The organism is Chromatiaceae bacterium, assembly GCA_024235395.1.
GTDB lineage: Bacteria > Pseudomonadota > Gammaproteobacteria > Chromatiales > Chromatiaceae > Thiosocius.
In genome coordinates, this window is sequence record JACKMK010000003.1 from 475,175 (window position 1) to 491,337 (window position 16,163).

Below are 16,163 nucleotides of genomic sequence, written 5' to 3' on the forward strand. Positions count from 1 at the left end.
AATAATCACTTACATTTCGTCCCTAGTCATCGGTAAGCTCGCCTGCGTCGTTTCGATCCAATCTTCGACGTCGCGCATGATCTCGGCCGCTTTTCGACCGTTGACAGGAATAGGTTTCCCAACCACGACCTGGATGGTCCCCGGGTATTTCTTCACACCCCGCCGCCGCCAGAAGACCCCGGCGTTATGCGCGATCGGCACCACATCGAAACCGGAGCGTTCGGCCAGCACACCTCCGCCCAGACCGTACTTGCGGCGCTCGCCGGGCGCTGTGCGTGTACCTTCCGGAAAGATGATCACGCAACGTCCTTCGGCAAGCCGCTCTATGCCCTGTTCGGTGACCATGAATACCGCACGTCGGCCCGCCGAGCGGTCGATCGCGATGGACCGCGCGAACCGCAGACCCCAGCCAAAGACCGGTATGCGGGTCAGTTCGATCTTCAGTACCCAGGACTGCTGAGGCCTCAGCAGACCGCGCAGCGCAATCGTCTCCCAGGTCGACTGATGCTTGGACATCACGATGCAGGGACCCTGCGGCAGATTTTCCGCGCCGTGCAGGCGGTAGCCCAGATCGCAGAGGACCTTCTGCAGCCAAAGATTGACCTTTCCCCAAGCGGTCGCGACCTGGTCGGAAAAACCCTGCGGCAGGAACCACCCAAACAGTGTCAACACCAGTCCAAAGATCAGCACCGACAGCGCCATCACCGCGAAATAGATCAGCGAGCGCAACAGGATCATGCGTGCAGATCCCGGGTCAGCAGATCGTCGACTGCCGCCGCCAGATCGTCGTAGACGGGAAAGGTCTCGAGTTCGGGATGGCTAGCGAGCATGCGCGCTCCCTTCCCGGTACGTACCAGCATCGGCCGGGCGCCAACCGCGAGTGCCGCGTCGAGGTCGCGTTTGCTGTCGCCGATACACGGTATCCCGTCCAATCGCCGTCCAAAGCGACCGCCGATCGCCTGTAGCAGTCCAGGCGCCGGTTTGCGGCAACCGCAATGCGCTTGCGGTGCATGTGGACAGAAAAAGATCCCGTCGATGTGGCCCCCAACCCTGGCCAGTTCGCTCTGCAGCTTCGCATGGATGAGGTTCAGATCATCCAGGGTGAGCAGACCGCGTCCGACACCGGACTGATTGGTCGCCACGGTCACCACCACTCCCGCATGATTGAGACGCGCGATGGCCTCGAGACTGCCGGTAATCGGCACCCACTCGTCCGCCGATTTGATGAATTCGTCGGAATCCTCATTGATCACGCCATCGCGGTCGAGCACGACCAGCCAGGGAATATTGTTCATTCGGTGATCCTAGTCGGCGCCCGTAACCTTCAGTCGACGTCGCGAAACTCCGAGACCCGGATACGTCCGCCGATCATGCGCGACTCACGTCGCATCAACTTGTCCATCTTTTCCCAGAAGGCCCGGTTCAGGTCGAGACCGGCCGCGATATCGGTGCCCATCACCAGGATCAGCAGATCCGCCAGTTCTTCCGCAAGTTGCCGGTTCGACTTGCCCTTGGTCACGCACGAGGATATCTCACCGAGTTCTTCGGCCATCAGCGCGACCCGGTAGCTGAGCTCCTCGCCGCCGGTATTGCGGAAATCGTGTTTGTCGTGGAACGCCTGCACGGCCGCCATCATCTCGACCCACGAGTCGTGATCGGTCGCCACGCGTCAGACCTGCAGCAAGGAGAGGTCGGCAACCTGGCCGAATTCCCGTGCGAGCGACTCCAGCAACGCCAGACGGTTCGCGCGCACGTTGTCCTTCTCGGCCATCACCATCACGTCGTCGAAGAACCGATCGACCGGTGCGCGCAGCCGCGCCAGTACCTGTAGTGTGCCGCCGTAGTCGTTCTCCTTCATCATCGGTCCGGTCTGCTCGGCAAGCGCGTTGATCTGGTCGTGCAGCTCTTTCTCCGCGGTCAGCTCGAACAACTCCGGGTCCACCTGGGACGGGATCGTGGCATCGGCCTTGCGCAGGATGTTGCCGATGCGCTTGTTGGCCGCGGCCAGTGCCTCGGCCTCCGGCAGTCCCCGGAAATCGGTGACCGCGCGCACCCGGTGCTCGAAGTCGGCGATCGAATCGGGTCGGCACGCGGCGACCGCCTCGAAAACATCGTGCGCCGTGCCCAGTTCGGCATACAGGCCTTTCAGACGCTCGAGCATGAAATCGTAGACAGCGGATGCGGCATCGGTCTCGCTGAGCCGGTCGTCCAGTTGTGCCTGGGCCTCGTTCAGCAGTGCCTTGAGGTCCAACGGCAACGCGTGCTCGCGCAGGATCCGCAACGCGCCCAGCGCGGCCCGGCGCAACGCGAACGGGTCCTTGTCGCCGGTGGGCCGCAACCCGATGCCGAAGATGCCCACCAGCGAGTCGATCTTCTCGGCGAGCGAGATCGCGATGCCAGTGCGCGTCTGTGGCAGGCGATCGCCGGAGAACCGCGGCATGTAGAACTCGTCCATGGCCTCTGCAAGTTCTGCCGGCTCGCCGTCCCGTTCGGCCTGATAGCGGCCCATGATCCCCTGCATCTCGGGAAACTCGAACACCATCTCGGTGAGCAGGTCGCAGCGGCTCAGTTCGCCGGCGCGGCGCGCCAGCACCCGGTCGCCGCCGATCCGATCGGCGATGTACTCGGAGAGCGCGGCGACCCGCAGCGATTTGTCGAGCATGCTGCCGAGCTGCTTCTGGAACACCACATGTTCGAGTCTCTCCATGTGGTCGGCCAGACGCCGCTTGCCGTCCTGCTCCCAGAAGAACATCGCGTCCGCCAGACGCGGACGGATCACCCGTTCGTTGCCTTCGCGAATGCGTTGCGGCTCACGGCTCTCGAGGTTTGCAATCGTGATGAAATGGTTGCGCAGACGGTGCCGGTCGTCGAACACCGGGAAATACTTCTGGTTGCCTTTCATCGTCGCGACCAGGGCTTCCTGGGGTACCGCGAGGAATCGTTCCTCGAAGGTGCCGCTGACCGGTACCGGCCATTCGTTGAGTGCGGTCACTTCGTCCAGCAGAGCCTCGTCGAGATCCGGAACGCCCCCCAGCTGCCGCGCGGTCTCTTCGACCTGTCCTTTGATGCGCGCCCGACGTGTATCGAAGTGAGCGATCACTTTGCCCAGCGAGTCCAATACGCTGGCATAGTCTTCCGGGTTGTAGAGTGTGATCGCCTGCGGGTGATGAAACCGGTGACCGAAGGTCTGGCGGCCGGCCTCCGCGTCGAGCAGCGTGCACGGGACCACGCTGTCGCCGTGCAGAAACACCAGCCAGTGCACCGGGCGGACGAATTGCGCCTCGGAATCGCCCCAGCGCATGCGCTTGGGTATCGGCAGTCTGTTGAGCGCGTTTTCGGCGATTCCCGGCAGCAGTTCGGCCGCGGATTGACCTGCGCGATGCATGTTGTACACCAACCAGCTGCCCTTGTCGGTCTCCTGACGTTGCAGCTGATCGACCTCGACGCCGCACGAGCGCGCGAATCCCTCGGCCGCCTTGGTCGCGCGGCCATCCTCGTCGAACGCCGCGGCGATCGCCGGACCCCGTCGCTCGATATCCCGGTCCGGCTGCGCAATCGCGAGGTCCATGACCAGAACAGCCAGGCGGCGCGGCGTGCAGTAAGTAATCACTTCGCCGTAGTGCAGCTCGACTTCGTCCAGACCCTTGGTAAATCCCTCGGCGAGAGCCTCGGAAAGCCGTTTCAGGGCCACCGGAGGCAGTTCTTCGGTGCCGAGTTCGAACAGCATGTTCGCGGTGTCAGCCATGGGCGACCTCCCTGGCCGCGGCGACCATCGGGAAACCGAGCGCCTCGCGTGATTCGTAAAAGGCTTGCGCGACCGCCTGGGCCAGGCGGCGCACCCGCAGGATATACCGCTGCCGCTCGGTCACCGAGATCGCATGTCGGGCATCCAGCAGGTTGAATGCATGCGAGGCCTTGAGCACCTGTTCGTAGGCCGGCAGCGAGAGCCCGGCCTCGATCAGGCGTGTCGAATCCCGCTCGCACTGGTCGAACAGACGGAACAGGAACTCGACATCGGCATGTTCGAAGTTGTATGCCGACTGCTCGACCTCGTTCTGGTGAAACACATCGCGATAGGTCACCGGACCCTGTGGTCCCTGCGTCCAGACCAGGTCGAACACCGATTCGACACCCTGCAGGTACATCGCGATCCGTTCCAGCCCGTACGTGATCTCGCCGGTCACCGGACGGCAGTCGAGGCCGCCGACCTGTTGGAAATAGGTGAACTGGGTGACCTCCATACCATTCAGCCAGACCTCCCAGCCGAGCCCCCAGGCACCGAGCGTCGGCGATTCCCAGTTGTCCTCGACGAACCGGATGTCGTGTACCAGCGGATCTATCCCCATCATCTTCAGTGAGCCCAGGTAAAGATCCTGTATGTCCTTGGGCGAGGGCTTCATCGCGACCTGGAACTGGTAGTAGTGCTGCAGCCGGTTGGGATTCTCGCCGTAGCGCCCGTCCGTCGGACGGCGGGACGGCTGGACATAGGCCGCGTTCCACGGCTCCGGCCCGATGGACCGCAGGAAGGTCGCGGTGTGGAAGGTACCCGCACCCATCTCCATGTCGTACGGTTGCAGAATCGCGCAACCCTGTTCTGCCCAGTATTGCTGCAGCGCAAATATCAGGCCCTGAAAGGTGGAAACATCGGTCGCTGTGCTCATCGGATACCCAGTTCTTGTTCGTACCGCGCGGTTGAAGCGCGCTGATTATACAGCCCGCGCCGCAGCGTATCTTTATAATGTCGCGTCGACCCGATGCTGAATCCCAAGATGAACAGGCAACCCAAGGCCTTGGCGCTGATCTCCGGAGGACTCGATTCACTGCTCGCCGCAAAGGTGGTTCTGGAGCAGGGTGTGCACGTCGAAGGCGTGAACTTCTTTACCGGATTCTGCGTCGAGGGCCACACCCACGCGATCCGCAGGAACAACCGCGCCCGACCGCAACGCAACAACGCGCTGTGGGTCGCGGAGCAACTCGGCATGCGCCTGCACATCATCGACATCGTCGACGAGTACAAAGATGTCGTGCTGAACCCGCAATACGGCTACGGCGCCAATCTGAACCCCTGTCTCGATTGCAAGATCTTCATGGTCCGCAAGGCCCGCGAGTGGATAGAACAGCACGGGTTCGACTTCGTGATCACCGGCGAGGTCGTCGGACAACGCCCGAAATCGCAACGCAAGGACACCATGCCGTTGGTACAACGCGATGCCGGCATCGGCGACCGCCTGCTTCGACCGCTGTGCGCGCGCAACCTGCCGCCGACGCTGCCGGAGCGCGAAGGCTGGGTCGACCGGGAACGTCTGCACGGTTTCTCCGGTCGCAGTCGCAAGCCCCAGATGGCCCTCGCCGCCCAGTACGGCTTTTCCGACTATGCCCAGCCCGCCGGCGGCTGTTGCTTTCTGACCGACGGCAACTACACGGTGAAGCTACGTGATCTGTGGGCATCGCGGGGCGGTCGCCGCTACGAGTTGGACGACATCATGCTGCTCAAGGTCGGGCGCCACATCCGGCCCGCGCCGCACTACAAGGTGATCATCGCGCGCGAAGAGGGGGAGTCGAACTATCTGGCGGGCTATCGCAGGCAGTTCCCCAGCCTCGTGACCGTCAGCCACTCCGGGCCGCTCGCGCTGATCGACGGGGAAGCCACCGAGGCCGACATCGCGTTGGCCGCGCGCATCGTCGCGCGTTACGGCCAGGGACGCGCCGCGGCCGAGGTGGAACTGGACTATGCTCCCGCGGGTGGCGACGTCCGGCGCCTGCGCGTGGTGCCGCTGTCTGCCGACGAGCTACCACGTGACTGGATACTGTGACGGGCCCGCGTCGCGCATTTTCTCGGTTATCATGCGGCGCCTATGACCGCGCGCCATGCCACGTTGGACTGCCATCGCCTGCTGTGTCCCTTGCCCGTGATACGGGTACAGGACCGGGTCGCCAGCATGGCACCGGGTGAAACGCTGACCGCCCTGTGTACGGATCCGGGTGCGTTGCAGGACATCCCGGCCTGGTGCCGCATCAACGGTCACGAGGTCATCGCAACCGAAACCGTGGACGGCGAGTATCGCGTGACGCTGCGCGTCGGCGACGCGGCAGGTTGATGTCGGTCTCTCCGCTACAGGCTCATCCGCAGGATGCCGCCGCCGAGCAACGCGATCGCCGTGGACGGGAGACGCGCCGGGTCACCCTGGTCAGCGGCGTGGTCAATCTGGGCCTTTCTTTCGCCCAGGTCCTGATCGGACTGCTCGCCAATTCAGCGGCCCTGGTGGCCGATGGTATCCACTCCCTTTCCGACCTGTTCTCCGATGTATTGGTATGGTTCGCCGCACGGCATGCGTCCATGGCCCCGGACAAAGACCATCCGTATGGCCACGGACGGTTCGAGACCGCCGCTACCCTCGGTCTCGGCATCCTGTTGGTGCTCGTCGCTCTGGGGATCATCTGGGGAGGGGTCGAACGTCTGCTCGACAGTGAACGGCCGGTACCCGGTGGTATTGCCGTCTGGGTCGCAGCGGTCGGAATCGTCGCGAAAGAGTCCCTTTACTGGTACACGATCTCGGTCGCGCGGCGCCTGAAGTCGGAGATGTTACGCGCCAACGCCTGGCATCACCGCTCGGATGCGATCTCCTCTGTGGTCGTGTTGATCGGTGTCGCCGCGGCGGTCGCGGGCTTCAGTTACATGGATGCGGTCGCCGCCGTCGTGGTCGGCAGCATGGTCGCCAAAATCGGCTGGGACCTTGGTTGGGGGGCGCTGACCGAGTTGGTCGACACCGCCCTGGACGATGCCGAGGTCGACGAGGCGGCGCGGGTCATCATGGGTATAGACGGCGTGCGTTCGGTGCACATGCTGCGCACCCGGCGACACGGCGCCGAGGCGAGCGCAGACGTGCATGTGCAGGTTGCGCCACGGTTATCGGTGTCGGAAGGGCATATGATCAGTCAGGCGGTCGAGGACCGCATGATCGAAAGGGTCGAATCGATCACCGACGTGACGGTACACATCGACCCCGAAGACGACGAGAATGCACCGACCTGCCGCGGCCTGCCCATGCGCGCTCAGGTGCTGGAGGCCTTGCGCTCGGTGTGGAAAGATGAGTCGCCGCTCGCGGAGCCGCTCGAGGTCCGTCTGCACTACCTCGCCGGCAAGATCGACGTGGAGCTGGTGCTGCCACTCGAACGGCTTTCCGGGACGACGACCAGCGAGGCCCTGCGCGAGCGTTTGCAGACCGCGGCCGCAAGGCTGAGTTGGTTTCGGCGCCTGCGGGTGCTCTACGAATAGCACCACATTAGTGCATCGAAGAGATATCATGCATTTGTTTGGTGCAACGGGACGCGCAGCCGACCAGGCAGCTCCGCGACAGCTCCTGTCGCGAGTGCCCCAACATAGCGCGGGCCGCCCGTTAAATGCATGATTTCAATGCAATAAGGAGTTAATAACCGGCCGCGCGGCGATGCCCAGTCGCCGGGCCGGCCGGGATAGACAAAGGGTGGCATGGATTCTGCCTCCTCTATGACGCGCCGCTACGCCCGCCAGGAATCGGCCGGCCCGGCATCCCAATGCAACCGCTGTCGTGCCGACAGCCGCACTCACCGCTAATTTCTGGAGAGATCGAGAATGGCCGCTAAAGACGTCCTGAAAATCATCAAGGACAACGACGTCAAGTACGTCGACTTCCGTTTCACCGACACCCGCGGCAAGGAGCAGCATGTCACCGTGCCCGCGTCGACCGTCGAAGACGACCTGTTCACCGATGGCAAGATGTTCGATGGCTCGTCGATCGCCGGTTGGAAAGGGATCAACGAGTCCGACATGATCCTGATGCCGGAGGCCGACACCGCGGTGCTCGACCCCTTCACCGACGAGACCACGCTGAACCTGCGCTGCGACATCCTTGAACCGTCGACGATGGAAGGCTACGAGCGCGATCCGCGTTCGGTCGCCAAGCGCGCCGAGGCCTATCTGAAGTCGACCGGCATCGCCGACGTGGCCTACTTCGGCCCGGAGCCCGAGTTCTTCGTGCTCGACGACGTGCGCTGGAGCGTGGACATGTCGGGTTGCATGGTCAAGATCGATTCGCAGGAAGCCGAGTGGAACTCCGAACGGGTCTACCAGGACGGCAACATCGGTCACCGTCCCGGCGTAAAGGGCGGCTACTTCCCGGTTCCGCCGGTCGACTCGCTGCATGACCTCCGCGGCGCCATGTGCGATGCGATGGAAGAGATGGGCGTGCCGGTAGAGGTGCATCACCACGAAGTGGCGACCGCCGGCCAGTGCGAGATCGGCACCCGGTTCTCGACCCTGGTGCAGCGCGCCGACTGGGTGCAGATCCAGAAATACTGCACCTGGAACGTCGCACATGCCTACGGCAAGACGGCGACCTTCATGCCGAAACCGATCGTCGGCGACAACGGCTCCGGTATGCACGTCCACCAGTCGCTCGCCAAAGACGGCGTCAACATCTTCGCCGGCGACCAGTACGCCGGGTTGTCGGAGACCGCGCTGTACTACATCGGCGGCATCATCAAGCATGCGCGTGCGCTGAACGCGATCACCAACCCGTCGACCAACTCGTACAAGCGCCTGGTACCGGGTTTCGAGGCGCCGGTCATGCTGGCGTACTCGGCCCGCAACCGTTCGGCGTCGATCCGCATTCCGTGGGTGTCGAGCCCGAAGGGACGCCGTATCGAGGTGCGTTTCCCGGATCCGATGGCCAACCCCTACCTGGCCTTCACCGCGATGATGATGGCAGGCCTCGACGGCATCACGAACAAGATTCATCCGGGCGATGCGGCGGACAAGGATCTGTATGACCTGGAGCCGGAAGAGGCAGCCAACATCCCGACCGTGTGCCACAGCCTGGACATGGCGCTCGAGGCGCTGGACGCAGACCGCGAGTTCCTCAAGGCCGGCGGCGTGTTCAGTGACGACCTGATCGATGGCTATATCGCGCTGAAGATGGACGAAGTCACCCAGCTGCGCATGACCACGCATCCGGTCGAGTTCGATATCTACTTCAGTCTCTGAGTAGATTCGCACTTCGTTGTCATTCGACCCCGCCGTAAGGCGGGGTTTTTGTTTGCGCGACAACTGCGGCCGGCGGGTCACCGGGTTAGGAGTCGCCAGCGGCGTTGCGCTGCACTATGCTAACGGCATGATCAAATCCCTGCTGCTCGCGTTGTTGTTGGTTCCCGCTCTGGCCCAGGCGGTCATCTGTAAGTCGGTGGATGCGGAAGGCGTCGTCAGCTATACCGATGTGCCAGCCGGCGAGTGCGGACAGGAGGTCAAACTGCCGGACTATTCGCGCTATGCGCCGCGCCCTATCCAGCGCCGGTCTCCCGGCAGTGCCGAGGCCACCGGGAGCGAAATGCGGTTTGAGCGCTATCAGACGATGTCCATCGTGGAACCCGAACAAAACGGCACGGTACGCAGCAATGACGGCCAGATCGCGGTGGCAGTCGATCTGCAACCTGACCTCCAGGCGGGGCACAAGGTCGTCCTCCTGCTGGATGGCAGGAAGGTGGATGGTGAATTCGGGAGCCTGAACATCCAGTTGAGTGGTGTGGAACGCGGATCGCATATGCTGCGCGCCCAGGTCGTGGACGCGCGTGGCGCGACGCTGATTGCGTCTTCGTCGGTACGCTTCACCCTGCGCAAACTCGGGCTCAACGATCCCGGCAGCAAACCCGAACAGCCGATCGAGCCCGGCAAGCCGCCTTACCAGCCACCGGGCACGCCCGATTATCGGGCCCCAGCGGGAGGTAGCTATGCCCCGGGCAGCAGTTCCGGGCCGATATCGACGACCCCGGGTCAGACGAATCCGGCGTTCACGCCCAAATACGGGCGCTGATGCCCGCCCCTCCGCCCGCCTGACGCCGGGCAGACCCACTTCCATCGACGGCCCAGGGGTGCTTTGCACTAAAATAGTGCACACAGTGCCCGCCCGGGGTGCGCACGCGTCCGGGATATGTTTGTAAGCGATTGATTTCGCGGCGCATAGCGCATCCACAGCGGAACCTTGCGGCAACCGGCACTGGCCCGAACCTTGCTACATGGCTTGCATGCAGGTCCCGATGAAAACCATGCCGTTGCTCAGCATCAGCATTCTCGACAATCTGGCTTCGGCGGTCGTCGCGTTCGATGACGAATTGCGCGTCTGCTACATGAACCAGATGGCCGAGATGCTGCTGGCGGTCAGCGCCAAGCACGTCATCGGCGCCTTGCCGTTCAGCTGGATGACCTGTCATGGCGACGCGATCGTCGATCTGGTGCGCGCGGCGTCGGTCGGATCGCCGATCACGAAGCGTGGGGTCGTACTGCACAACGAGCGCAGTGAGGTGACCGTCGACTGCACGGTGACGCCGGTACTCGATGAAGACGGGCGACACATGACGATCGTTGAACTGCAACAGATCGACCGCCATCTGCGTATCACCCGCGAAGAGCGACTGATCACCCAGCAGGCGCTCACCCGTGATGTGGTCCGCGGCCTGGCCCACGAGATCAAGAACCCGCTGGGCGGCCTGCGCGGTGCCGCGCAGCTGTTGGAGAGCGAGCTCCAGAGCGACGACCTCAAGGAATACACGCACATCATCATCCAGGAGGCCGACCGCCTGCAGGAACTGGTCAACCGGATGCTCGGCCCGAGTCGCAAGCCACAGTTCGCCCCGGTGAACATCCACCACGTGCTCGAGCGGGTGCGCACCCTAGTGCTTGCCGAGACCGGTGAACGTATCCGGTTCGTGCGCGACTACGATCCCAGCATTCCGGACCTGCATGCCGACAGCGACCAGCTGATCCAGGCGGTTCTGAACATCGTGCGCAACGCGACCCGTGCGCTTGGCGAGCAAGGCAGCGTAACGCTCCGCACACGCATCCAGCGTCAGTTCACGATCGGTAACGAACGCTACCGCCTGGCGGCGCAGATCGACATCATCGACGACGGCCCGGGCATACCGCCGGAGATCGCCGACACGCTGTTTCTGCCGATGGTCACTGCAGGTACTGGAGGCATGGGTCTCGGTTTGTCGATCGCGCAATCGCTGATCGGCCAACACAAGGGACTGATCGAATGCAGCAGCCGCATCGGCGAAACGGTGTTCACGATCTTTTTACCGATCGGCGAAGACCTGAACACAGAATGGGATAAGGAGTCTGGTCCCCGTGAGTGATATGAACCAGGTTTGGGTGATCGACGATGATCGATCGATTCGTTGGGTGCTGGAAAAGGCACTGACCAAGGCAGGCATGCAGGTCACGTGTTTCTCGAATGCCAACGGCGTCATGGAAGCCCTCGAGCGCGGCCAGCCGGAGGTCATCGTCTCGGACGTACGCATGCCGGGGATGGACGGCTTCGTATTGCTGGAGAGGATCAAGCAGGCCTACCCGGACGTGCCGGTGATCATCATGACCGCACACTCGGATCTCGACAGTGCGGTGTCCGCGTACCACAGTGGTGCGTTCGAATACCTGCCGAAGCCATTCGATATCGAAGAGGCGGTCGATCAGGTGCAACGTGCGTGCAAGCTGCGCCGCGAGGCGCGCGCCAGTGCCGCTCACGAGACCGTGGCCGCCGCCGAGATCATCGGTGCCGCACCGGCGATGCAGGAAGTGTTTCGCGCGATAGGACGCCTCGCCCGTTCGAACATCACCGTGTTGATCAACGGCGAATCCGGTACCGGCAAAGAGTTGGTCGCTCATGCGCTGCACAAGCACAGTCCGCGTGCCAACGGGCCTTTCGTCGCGTTGAACATGGCGGCGATCCCGCACGACCTGCTCGAATCCGAGTTGTTCGGTCATGAGAAGGGAGCCTTCACCGGTGCCCAGCAGCGCCGTATCGGGCGTTTCGAACAGGCCAATCACGGCACCCTGTTTCTCGACGAGATCGGTGACATGCCCGCCGATCTGCAGACCCGTCTGCTGCGCGTGCTGGCGGACGGCGAGTTCTACCGGGTCGGGGGCCACGAGGCGGTGCGTGCCGACGTGCGGATCATTGCCGCCACGCACCAGAACCTGGAACAGCTGGTGATGGAAAACCGCTTCCGCGAGGACCTGTTCCATCGACTGAATGTCATCCGCATCCACCTGCCGGCATTGCGGGAACGCCGCGAGGACATCCCGTTGCTGATGGATCATTTCCTCAAGCGCGCGGCCAGTGAACTCGGTGTCGAGGCCAAGACCCTGCTGCCGGCGACCATCGCCGAACTCCAGGCCCTCGACTGGCGGGGCAACGTGCGGCAATTGGAGAACACGGCGCGCTGGCTGACGGTGATGGCTTCAGGCCGCGAGATCCACCGCGAGGACCTGCCGCCGGAACTGTTGAACCGCAGTCAGGAGGGCGCCTCCAGTGACGGCGACTGGCATGCTACGTTGCGCGGCTGGATTCGCAGCAGCCTGAATTCCGGAAAGGTCGGCCTGCTCGACCAGGCGATGCCCGAGTTCGAGACCATCATGATCGAGACCGCGTTGGAGTTCACCGGTGGACGCAAGCAGGATGCGGCCCGGCTGCTCGGCTGGGGACGCAACACGCTGACCCGCAAGATCAAGGAACTCGGCCTCGAGGAGGAACACCGCGAGGCCGGATGAGCGTTGTTCGGCAACCATCGGCTTGGCGTGCGATAGTCGTGAGGCAATGCCCGTATAATCCGCGCTCCGAACGAGTGCAGAGAATCTTGCAATGGACAGTACCAGCATCGAGCTGCAGGGATCGGTGATCGCCGGCGTCGCGGTCGATGGCGAAACCGTGCGCATCCGTTTCGAACCCGCCTACCTGATCAAGACGATGACCGGTTCCGCGGAACGTACCCGCTGGCAGCAAAATGGCACCCTGGTGTTCGAAGGGGCGGAACTCGACGAGCGTCTGCCCGCATTGCCCGGCGAATGCACCGGTGGCGACGTCGGCGAGAATGTCTTCACCTACCGTGACATGCTGCCGGTACCGCTCGCCAGCCGCGGCCATGCGCACTGCGCTCTGCGGGTGGGCGATGGGTCGATACGTGTGCAGGGTGCGGCGGTGCGCCTCGAGATGGACGAGGTCCCGCGGTACATCGAGCACCTCAGGCCCTAGCGCGCCTCGGCCCTCGGGGCCGCCGCGTTGCTCAGCTGTTCAACGCCTGTTTCGACTGACCGAGCACATGGTCGGCGGCTTCGACGATCTTGAGGCTCAACGTGGGTGACGGACTCGCCAGGCCGAGTCGCTCGAAGGCCGGGATCTCCGTGACGCCGGGCATCTGCCAGCTGCGTGTGTTACCGATCAACGCATGCCATTGTGCGACCAGCAGGATGTCGGTGTAGTCGGCCTCACCCGCATGTTCGTAACCCCAGTGGTCGCACTGGGCGGCCGCATCGATCACCTCGCGCGGCAGGTCCCATAGTGTGTGCAGTATGCGGCCCAGTTCGGCGCGGTTGGCATGCACCACATTGTCCAGCGCGACACCATCGGCGAGATCCGCATGGCGATCCGCGTAGCCCAGCAGCACCGGCTCCGCGATGCTGTGCAGGAGGCCTATCAGCCGGGCGTACTCGCAATCCAGGTGCGTGGTCATGCGTGCCAGCACGACACTGAAGGCCGCGACCCGCAGCGTCCGTTGCCACCAGCCGTGCATGCGTCGTTGGACCACCTCGGACGCCGAGCGCAGCGACTCGCGCAGCACGCAGCTCACCGCCAGGTTGAAGGTGCGTTCGGCACCGAAGCGATCGACCGCCGCCCGGACACTGCGTAGCGGTATCGAGCTGCGGACCTCCGCCTTGGCTGCGCGCAAGACCTTGACGGCGATCGCGGGGCATGCGGACAGCAGTTCGGCGAGCCGCTCCGGATCCGCCGCAAAGGGTGCACTCAGCGCGCGTGCTATGCGGGCAGCGGCATCGGCCTCCGAGAGTACGACGACCCGCCCCCGGTTGAGGTCGTCGAACACGTCGAACATCATCGGGTGCGACGCACTGTCGTCGAGCAGCTCACCCGGGGTGAACACCGGAGATGCCTCTTCGACCAGCACCTGGGCGGTCGTCGCGGAGTGGGAGCAGCCGTCCAACAGCCGCTGCTCGACCAATAGGTAGAGGACGTCGCTGCACGCGGTGACACGGTATCGGGACGGTCGCAGGCGCGACACCGGCGAGTGCGCCGCGGGGTCGGTATGCCGGACCCTGTGGACCTGTCCGTCGTCCGCCGAGAGCTCGAGTTCGCCCTCGATCAGAAACAGCTGCTGCGGTTTCTCGCTGCCCAGTTCCAGCAGGCAGGCACCGCGCTCCGCACGCCGTACCTGGGAACCTTCGGCCAGTTCGCGCAGCAATGCCGGCGCAGCACCGGCGAGGTGATCGTACCGTCGCAGCGCAGAATGGATCGTTTCTTGGTCGCCCGACGACATGCTGCAGATCCCCGTATTGGCGTGGCCGGCGCCCGCTGAAAGGACCTGCATGGTAGCGTTTCATTCCTATCATCGCCACGTCGGTGTGCCCCTACGAACCGTCAGCCGGAGAGCAGACTGCGCACGGCTGCGACCTCGTCGTCGGCATCGTGCAGCAGCTGCAGACCGCGGTCGATCTCGTCCGGGGCCAGCCCGAGCCGTGTGAACGCGGAAACCTTGGCCGGGTCGATATCGCCGCCGACCCCCTCGTGCAGCTGGGCGACGATCACCAGGTCGGCATAGTCGGCTTTGCCGGCGCGTTGCCGGTACCAGTTCTCGGCCTCTTTCGCGGCCGACACGAGTTCGTCCGGCAGTTTCCACTTCGACAGGATCATGCCGCTCAACTGGGTGCGCAGCGTCTGGATGCTCGATTCCAGTGCGACCCGGTTTTCGGCCACCTCCGGGAAATCGCGTGCGTAACCGATCACCGCCACGGAGCCGATGTCGTGCACCAGCCCGGCGAGCAGCGCCTCGTGGGCGTTGAATCCCCCGACCTTGTCGCTGAGCACGCGGGTCAGCGCGGCGACCCGGCGACAGTGTTCCCAAAGCTCGAGCATGCGCTGTTCGAGCTTTTTCGACGCCGTACGGAACAGTTCGCGCAGCGCGAACGTGATCACCAGGACGCGCGTGTTCTGCATCCCCAGCCGCGCGACCGCCTCGGCCACGCTCACCGTCTGGGACACCCCCCCGTAGCGCGCGCTGTTCGCCGCCTTGACGATCTTCAGTGCGATCGCCGGATCGGACTCGATGACCGCCGCGACCTTGCGCGCATCCGAGTTTTCGTCATTGACCGCCTCACCAATCCGCACCGCCACAAGCGGCAGGCTCGGCAACAGGAGGCGGTTGGCATTCAGATCCTCGTAGATCTGCAGCGTGAGACGGTTCTCCGCCTCGAGGTCGCTGATGTCCGGGTCTTCGTCGACCGCGTAGGTTTCGAGTGTCAGCGAGGAGCTGTCCTCGAGCTTCCCGAGCGACTGCACGACCAGGGCGTTGTCGATCTCCAGGTAACGCACCGCGGACTCGGCGACCACCCGGTACCGGCTTGGGCGCAGTCGCGCCAGGGGCGCGAGCGCGGACGGGTCCGTGTGATGGATCACCTTGCCGCCGCCGTCCTCCGCGGTCAGACGGCAGCTGCCGTCCAACAGATACAGCGTGGTGTCATCGGTCGCACCGAGGCGCAGCAGCTCGGTGCCCTTGCGTGCCTCGTGGACCGACAGGCGTTCGCTGAGGGTGTTGAGTTCGTCGGTGCCGAGGTCGCGCAGCGTACTGAGCCGCCTCAATATCGCGGGGGAGGGGTGGTCTGGGGTTTCGCTCATGGCGGTCGCGATCCGGTGATGCTTCTCGTTCCCTTGGCATCGGCGGAACCGCGCGAGTCTTGAGCGGCGGACAAATGAAAAGGCCCGCATAAAGCGGGCCTTGCAGGCGGAATGCCGCGATCAGAGGGCGCTTGACCCGACGATCTTGTGCGACAGTTCTACCACTCGCATGGCCTTTTGCATGTAGACCTCGCGGTAGTCCTTGAGCAGGCCTTCCTGGGAGTAGTAGTAGTCTTTGCCGGAGATCCCGTTCTTGTGCTCGATATCGATGAATTGCTTCTGCATTTCGAGCATTTCGGCGATCAATGTGGCCTTTTCCGCCTTCAGGGCGTCGACGTTGTCAGTCATGTTTCTCTCCAAGAGCGTTTGGGAGTTGTCTGCGTCCGCCAGGGACGCGTACGCCGAGTATAACCTATTGCTAATGTAAGCGGTCAATCGGCGGTTGTGCGG

16 protein-coding genes are annotated in these 16,163 nt (G+C 63.7%); 8 read left to right on the top strand and 8 right to left on the bottom strand.

Translation table 11 applies throughout. The features are described from left to right. Window positions 1-9 precede the first annotated feature (9 nt). From H6955_15495 to glyQ, 5 genes are read right to left on the bottom strand one after another with little or no spacing between them, the layout of a single operon-like run. Window positions 10-738 (bottom strand): 1-acyl-sn-glycerol-3-phosphate acyltransferase, encoded by a 729-nt coding sequence (locus H6955_15495; protein MCP5314961.1) that lies wholly within the window; start codon window positions 736-738, stop codon window positions 10-12. Then, the gene (gene gmhB, locus H6955_15500) at window positions 735-1,295 is read right to left on the bottom strand and encodes a D-glycero-beta-D-manno-heptose 1,7-bisphosphate 7-phosphatase (GenBank protein MCP5314962.1); all 561 of its coding nucleotides are present in this window, start codon (window positions 1,293-1,295) and stop codon (window positions 735-737) included. Before gmhB ends, H6955_15495 begins: the two co-directional genes overlap by 4 nt. Window positions 1,296-1,324: 29 nt before the next feature. Continuing rightward, complete coding sequence (locus tag H6955_15505) at window positions 1,325-1,666, bottom strand: nucleoside triphosphate pyrophosphohydrolase family protein (protein MCP5314963.1); 342 nt, start codon at window positions 1,664-1,666, stop codon at window positions 1,325-1,327. A gap of 3 nt (window positions 1,667-1,669) precedes the next feature. Next, the gene (locus H6955_15510) at window positions 1,670-3,745 is read right to left on the bottom strand and encodes a glycine--tRNA ligase subunit beta (protein MCP5314964.1); all 2,076 of its coding nucleotides are present in this window, start codon (window positions 3,743-3,745) and stop codon (window positions 1,670-1,672) included. After that, window positions 3,738-4,661, bottom strand: coding sequence for a glycine--tRNA ligase subunit alpha (gene glyQ, locus H6955_15515; GenBank protein ID MCP5314965.1), 924 nt, complete (start codon window positions 4,659-4,661; stop codon window positions 3,738-3,740). Before glyQ ends, H6955_15510 begins: the two co-directional genes overlap by 8 nt. A 108-nt stretch (window positions 4,662-4,769) precedes the next feature. Here glyQ and H6955_15520 point away from each other — a divergent pair, with 108 nt between their 5' ends. From H6955_15520 to H6955_15555, 8 genes are all read left to right on the top strand, one after another. Continuing rightward, entirely contained in the window at window positions 4,770-5,813 is a 1,044-nt protein-coding gene (locus H6955_15520; GenBank protein MCP5314966.1) for a tRNA (5-methylaminomethyl-2-thiouridylate)-methyltransferase, read from the top strand. Between the two features lie 42 nt (window positions 5,814-5,855). Next, complete coding sequence (locus H6955_15525; protein MCP5314967.1) at window positions 5,856-6,098, top strand: sulfurtransferase TusA family protein; 243 nt, start codon at window positions 5,856-5,858, stop codon at window positions 6,096-6,098. Then, complete coding sequence (locus tag H6955_15530; protein ID MCP5314968.1) at window positions 6,098-7,276, top strand: cation transporter; 1,179 nt, start codon at window positions 6,098-6,100, stop codon at window positions 7,274-7,276. The genes H6955_15525 and H6955_15530 overlap by 1 nt, the downstream gene beginning before the upstream one ends. A 336-nt stretch (window positions 7,277-7,612) precedes the next feature. After that, complete coding sequence (gene glnA / locus H6955_15535) at window positions 7,613-9,022, top strand: glutamate--ammonia ligase (GenBank protein MCP5314969.1); 1,410 nt, start codon at window positions 7,613-7,615, stop codon at window positions 9,020-9,022. Between the two features lie 127 nt (window positions 9,023-9,149). Further along, window positions 9,150-9,845, top strand: a complete 696-nt coding sequence (locus tag H6955_15540) for a DUF4124 domain-containing protein (GenBank protein MCP5314970.1) — start codon at window positions 9,150-9,152, stop codon at window positions 9,843-9,845. A gap of 223 nt (window positions 9,846-10,068) precedes the next feature. Further along, a complete protein-coding gene (gene glnL, locus H6955_15545) occupies window positions 10,069-11,166 on the top strand; it encodes a nitrogen regulation protein NR(II) (GenBank protein MCP5314971.1) in 1,098 nt (365 codons plus the stop codon). Window position 11,167: 1 nt separating this feature from the next. After that, window positions 11,168-12,580 (top strand): nitrogen regulation protein NR(I), encoded by a 1,413-nt coding sequence (gene ntrC / locus H6955_15550; GenBank protein MCP5314972.1) that lies wholly within the window; start codon window positions 11,168-11,170, stop codon window positions 12,578-12,580. 91 nt (window positions 12,581-12,671) lie between these two features. Further along, complete coding sequence (locus H6955_15555; protein MCP5314973.1) at window positions 12,672-13,061, top strand: hypothetical protein; 390 nt, start codon at window positions 12,672-12,674, stop codon at window positions 13,059-13,061. 31 nt (window positions 13,062-13,092) lie between these two features. On the opposite strand, the gene H6955_15560 is transcribed toward H6955_15555, so the two are convergent. The 3 genes from H6955_15560 to H6955_15570 form a co-directional block, all read right to left on the bottom strand. Then, window positions 13,093-14,409, bottom strand: a complete 1,317-nt coding sequence (locus H6955_15560; GenBank protein ID MCP5314974.1) for an HDOD domain-containing protein — start codon at window positions 14,407-14,409, stop codon at window positions 13,093-13,095. Window positions 14,410-14,459: 50 nt separating this feature from the next. Then, entirely contained in the window at window positions 14,460-15,713 is a 1,254-nt protein-coding gene (locus H6955_15565) for an HDOD domain-containing protein (GenBank protein ID MCP5314975.1), read from the bottom strand. A gap of 120 nt (window positions 15,714-15,833) precedes the next feature. Then, window positions 15,834-16,061 carry a hypothetical protein gene (locus H6955_15570; protein ID MCP5314976.1) on the bottom strand — a complete coding sequence of 76 codons (228 nt, stop codon included), beginning with the start codon at window positions 16,059-16,061 and terminating at the stop codon, window positions 15,834-15,836. Window positions 16,062-16,163: the final 102 nt, after the last annotated feature.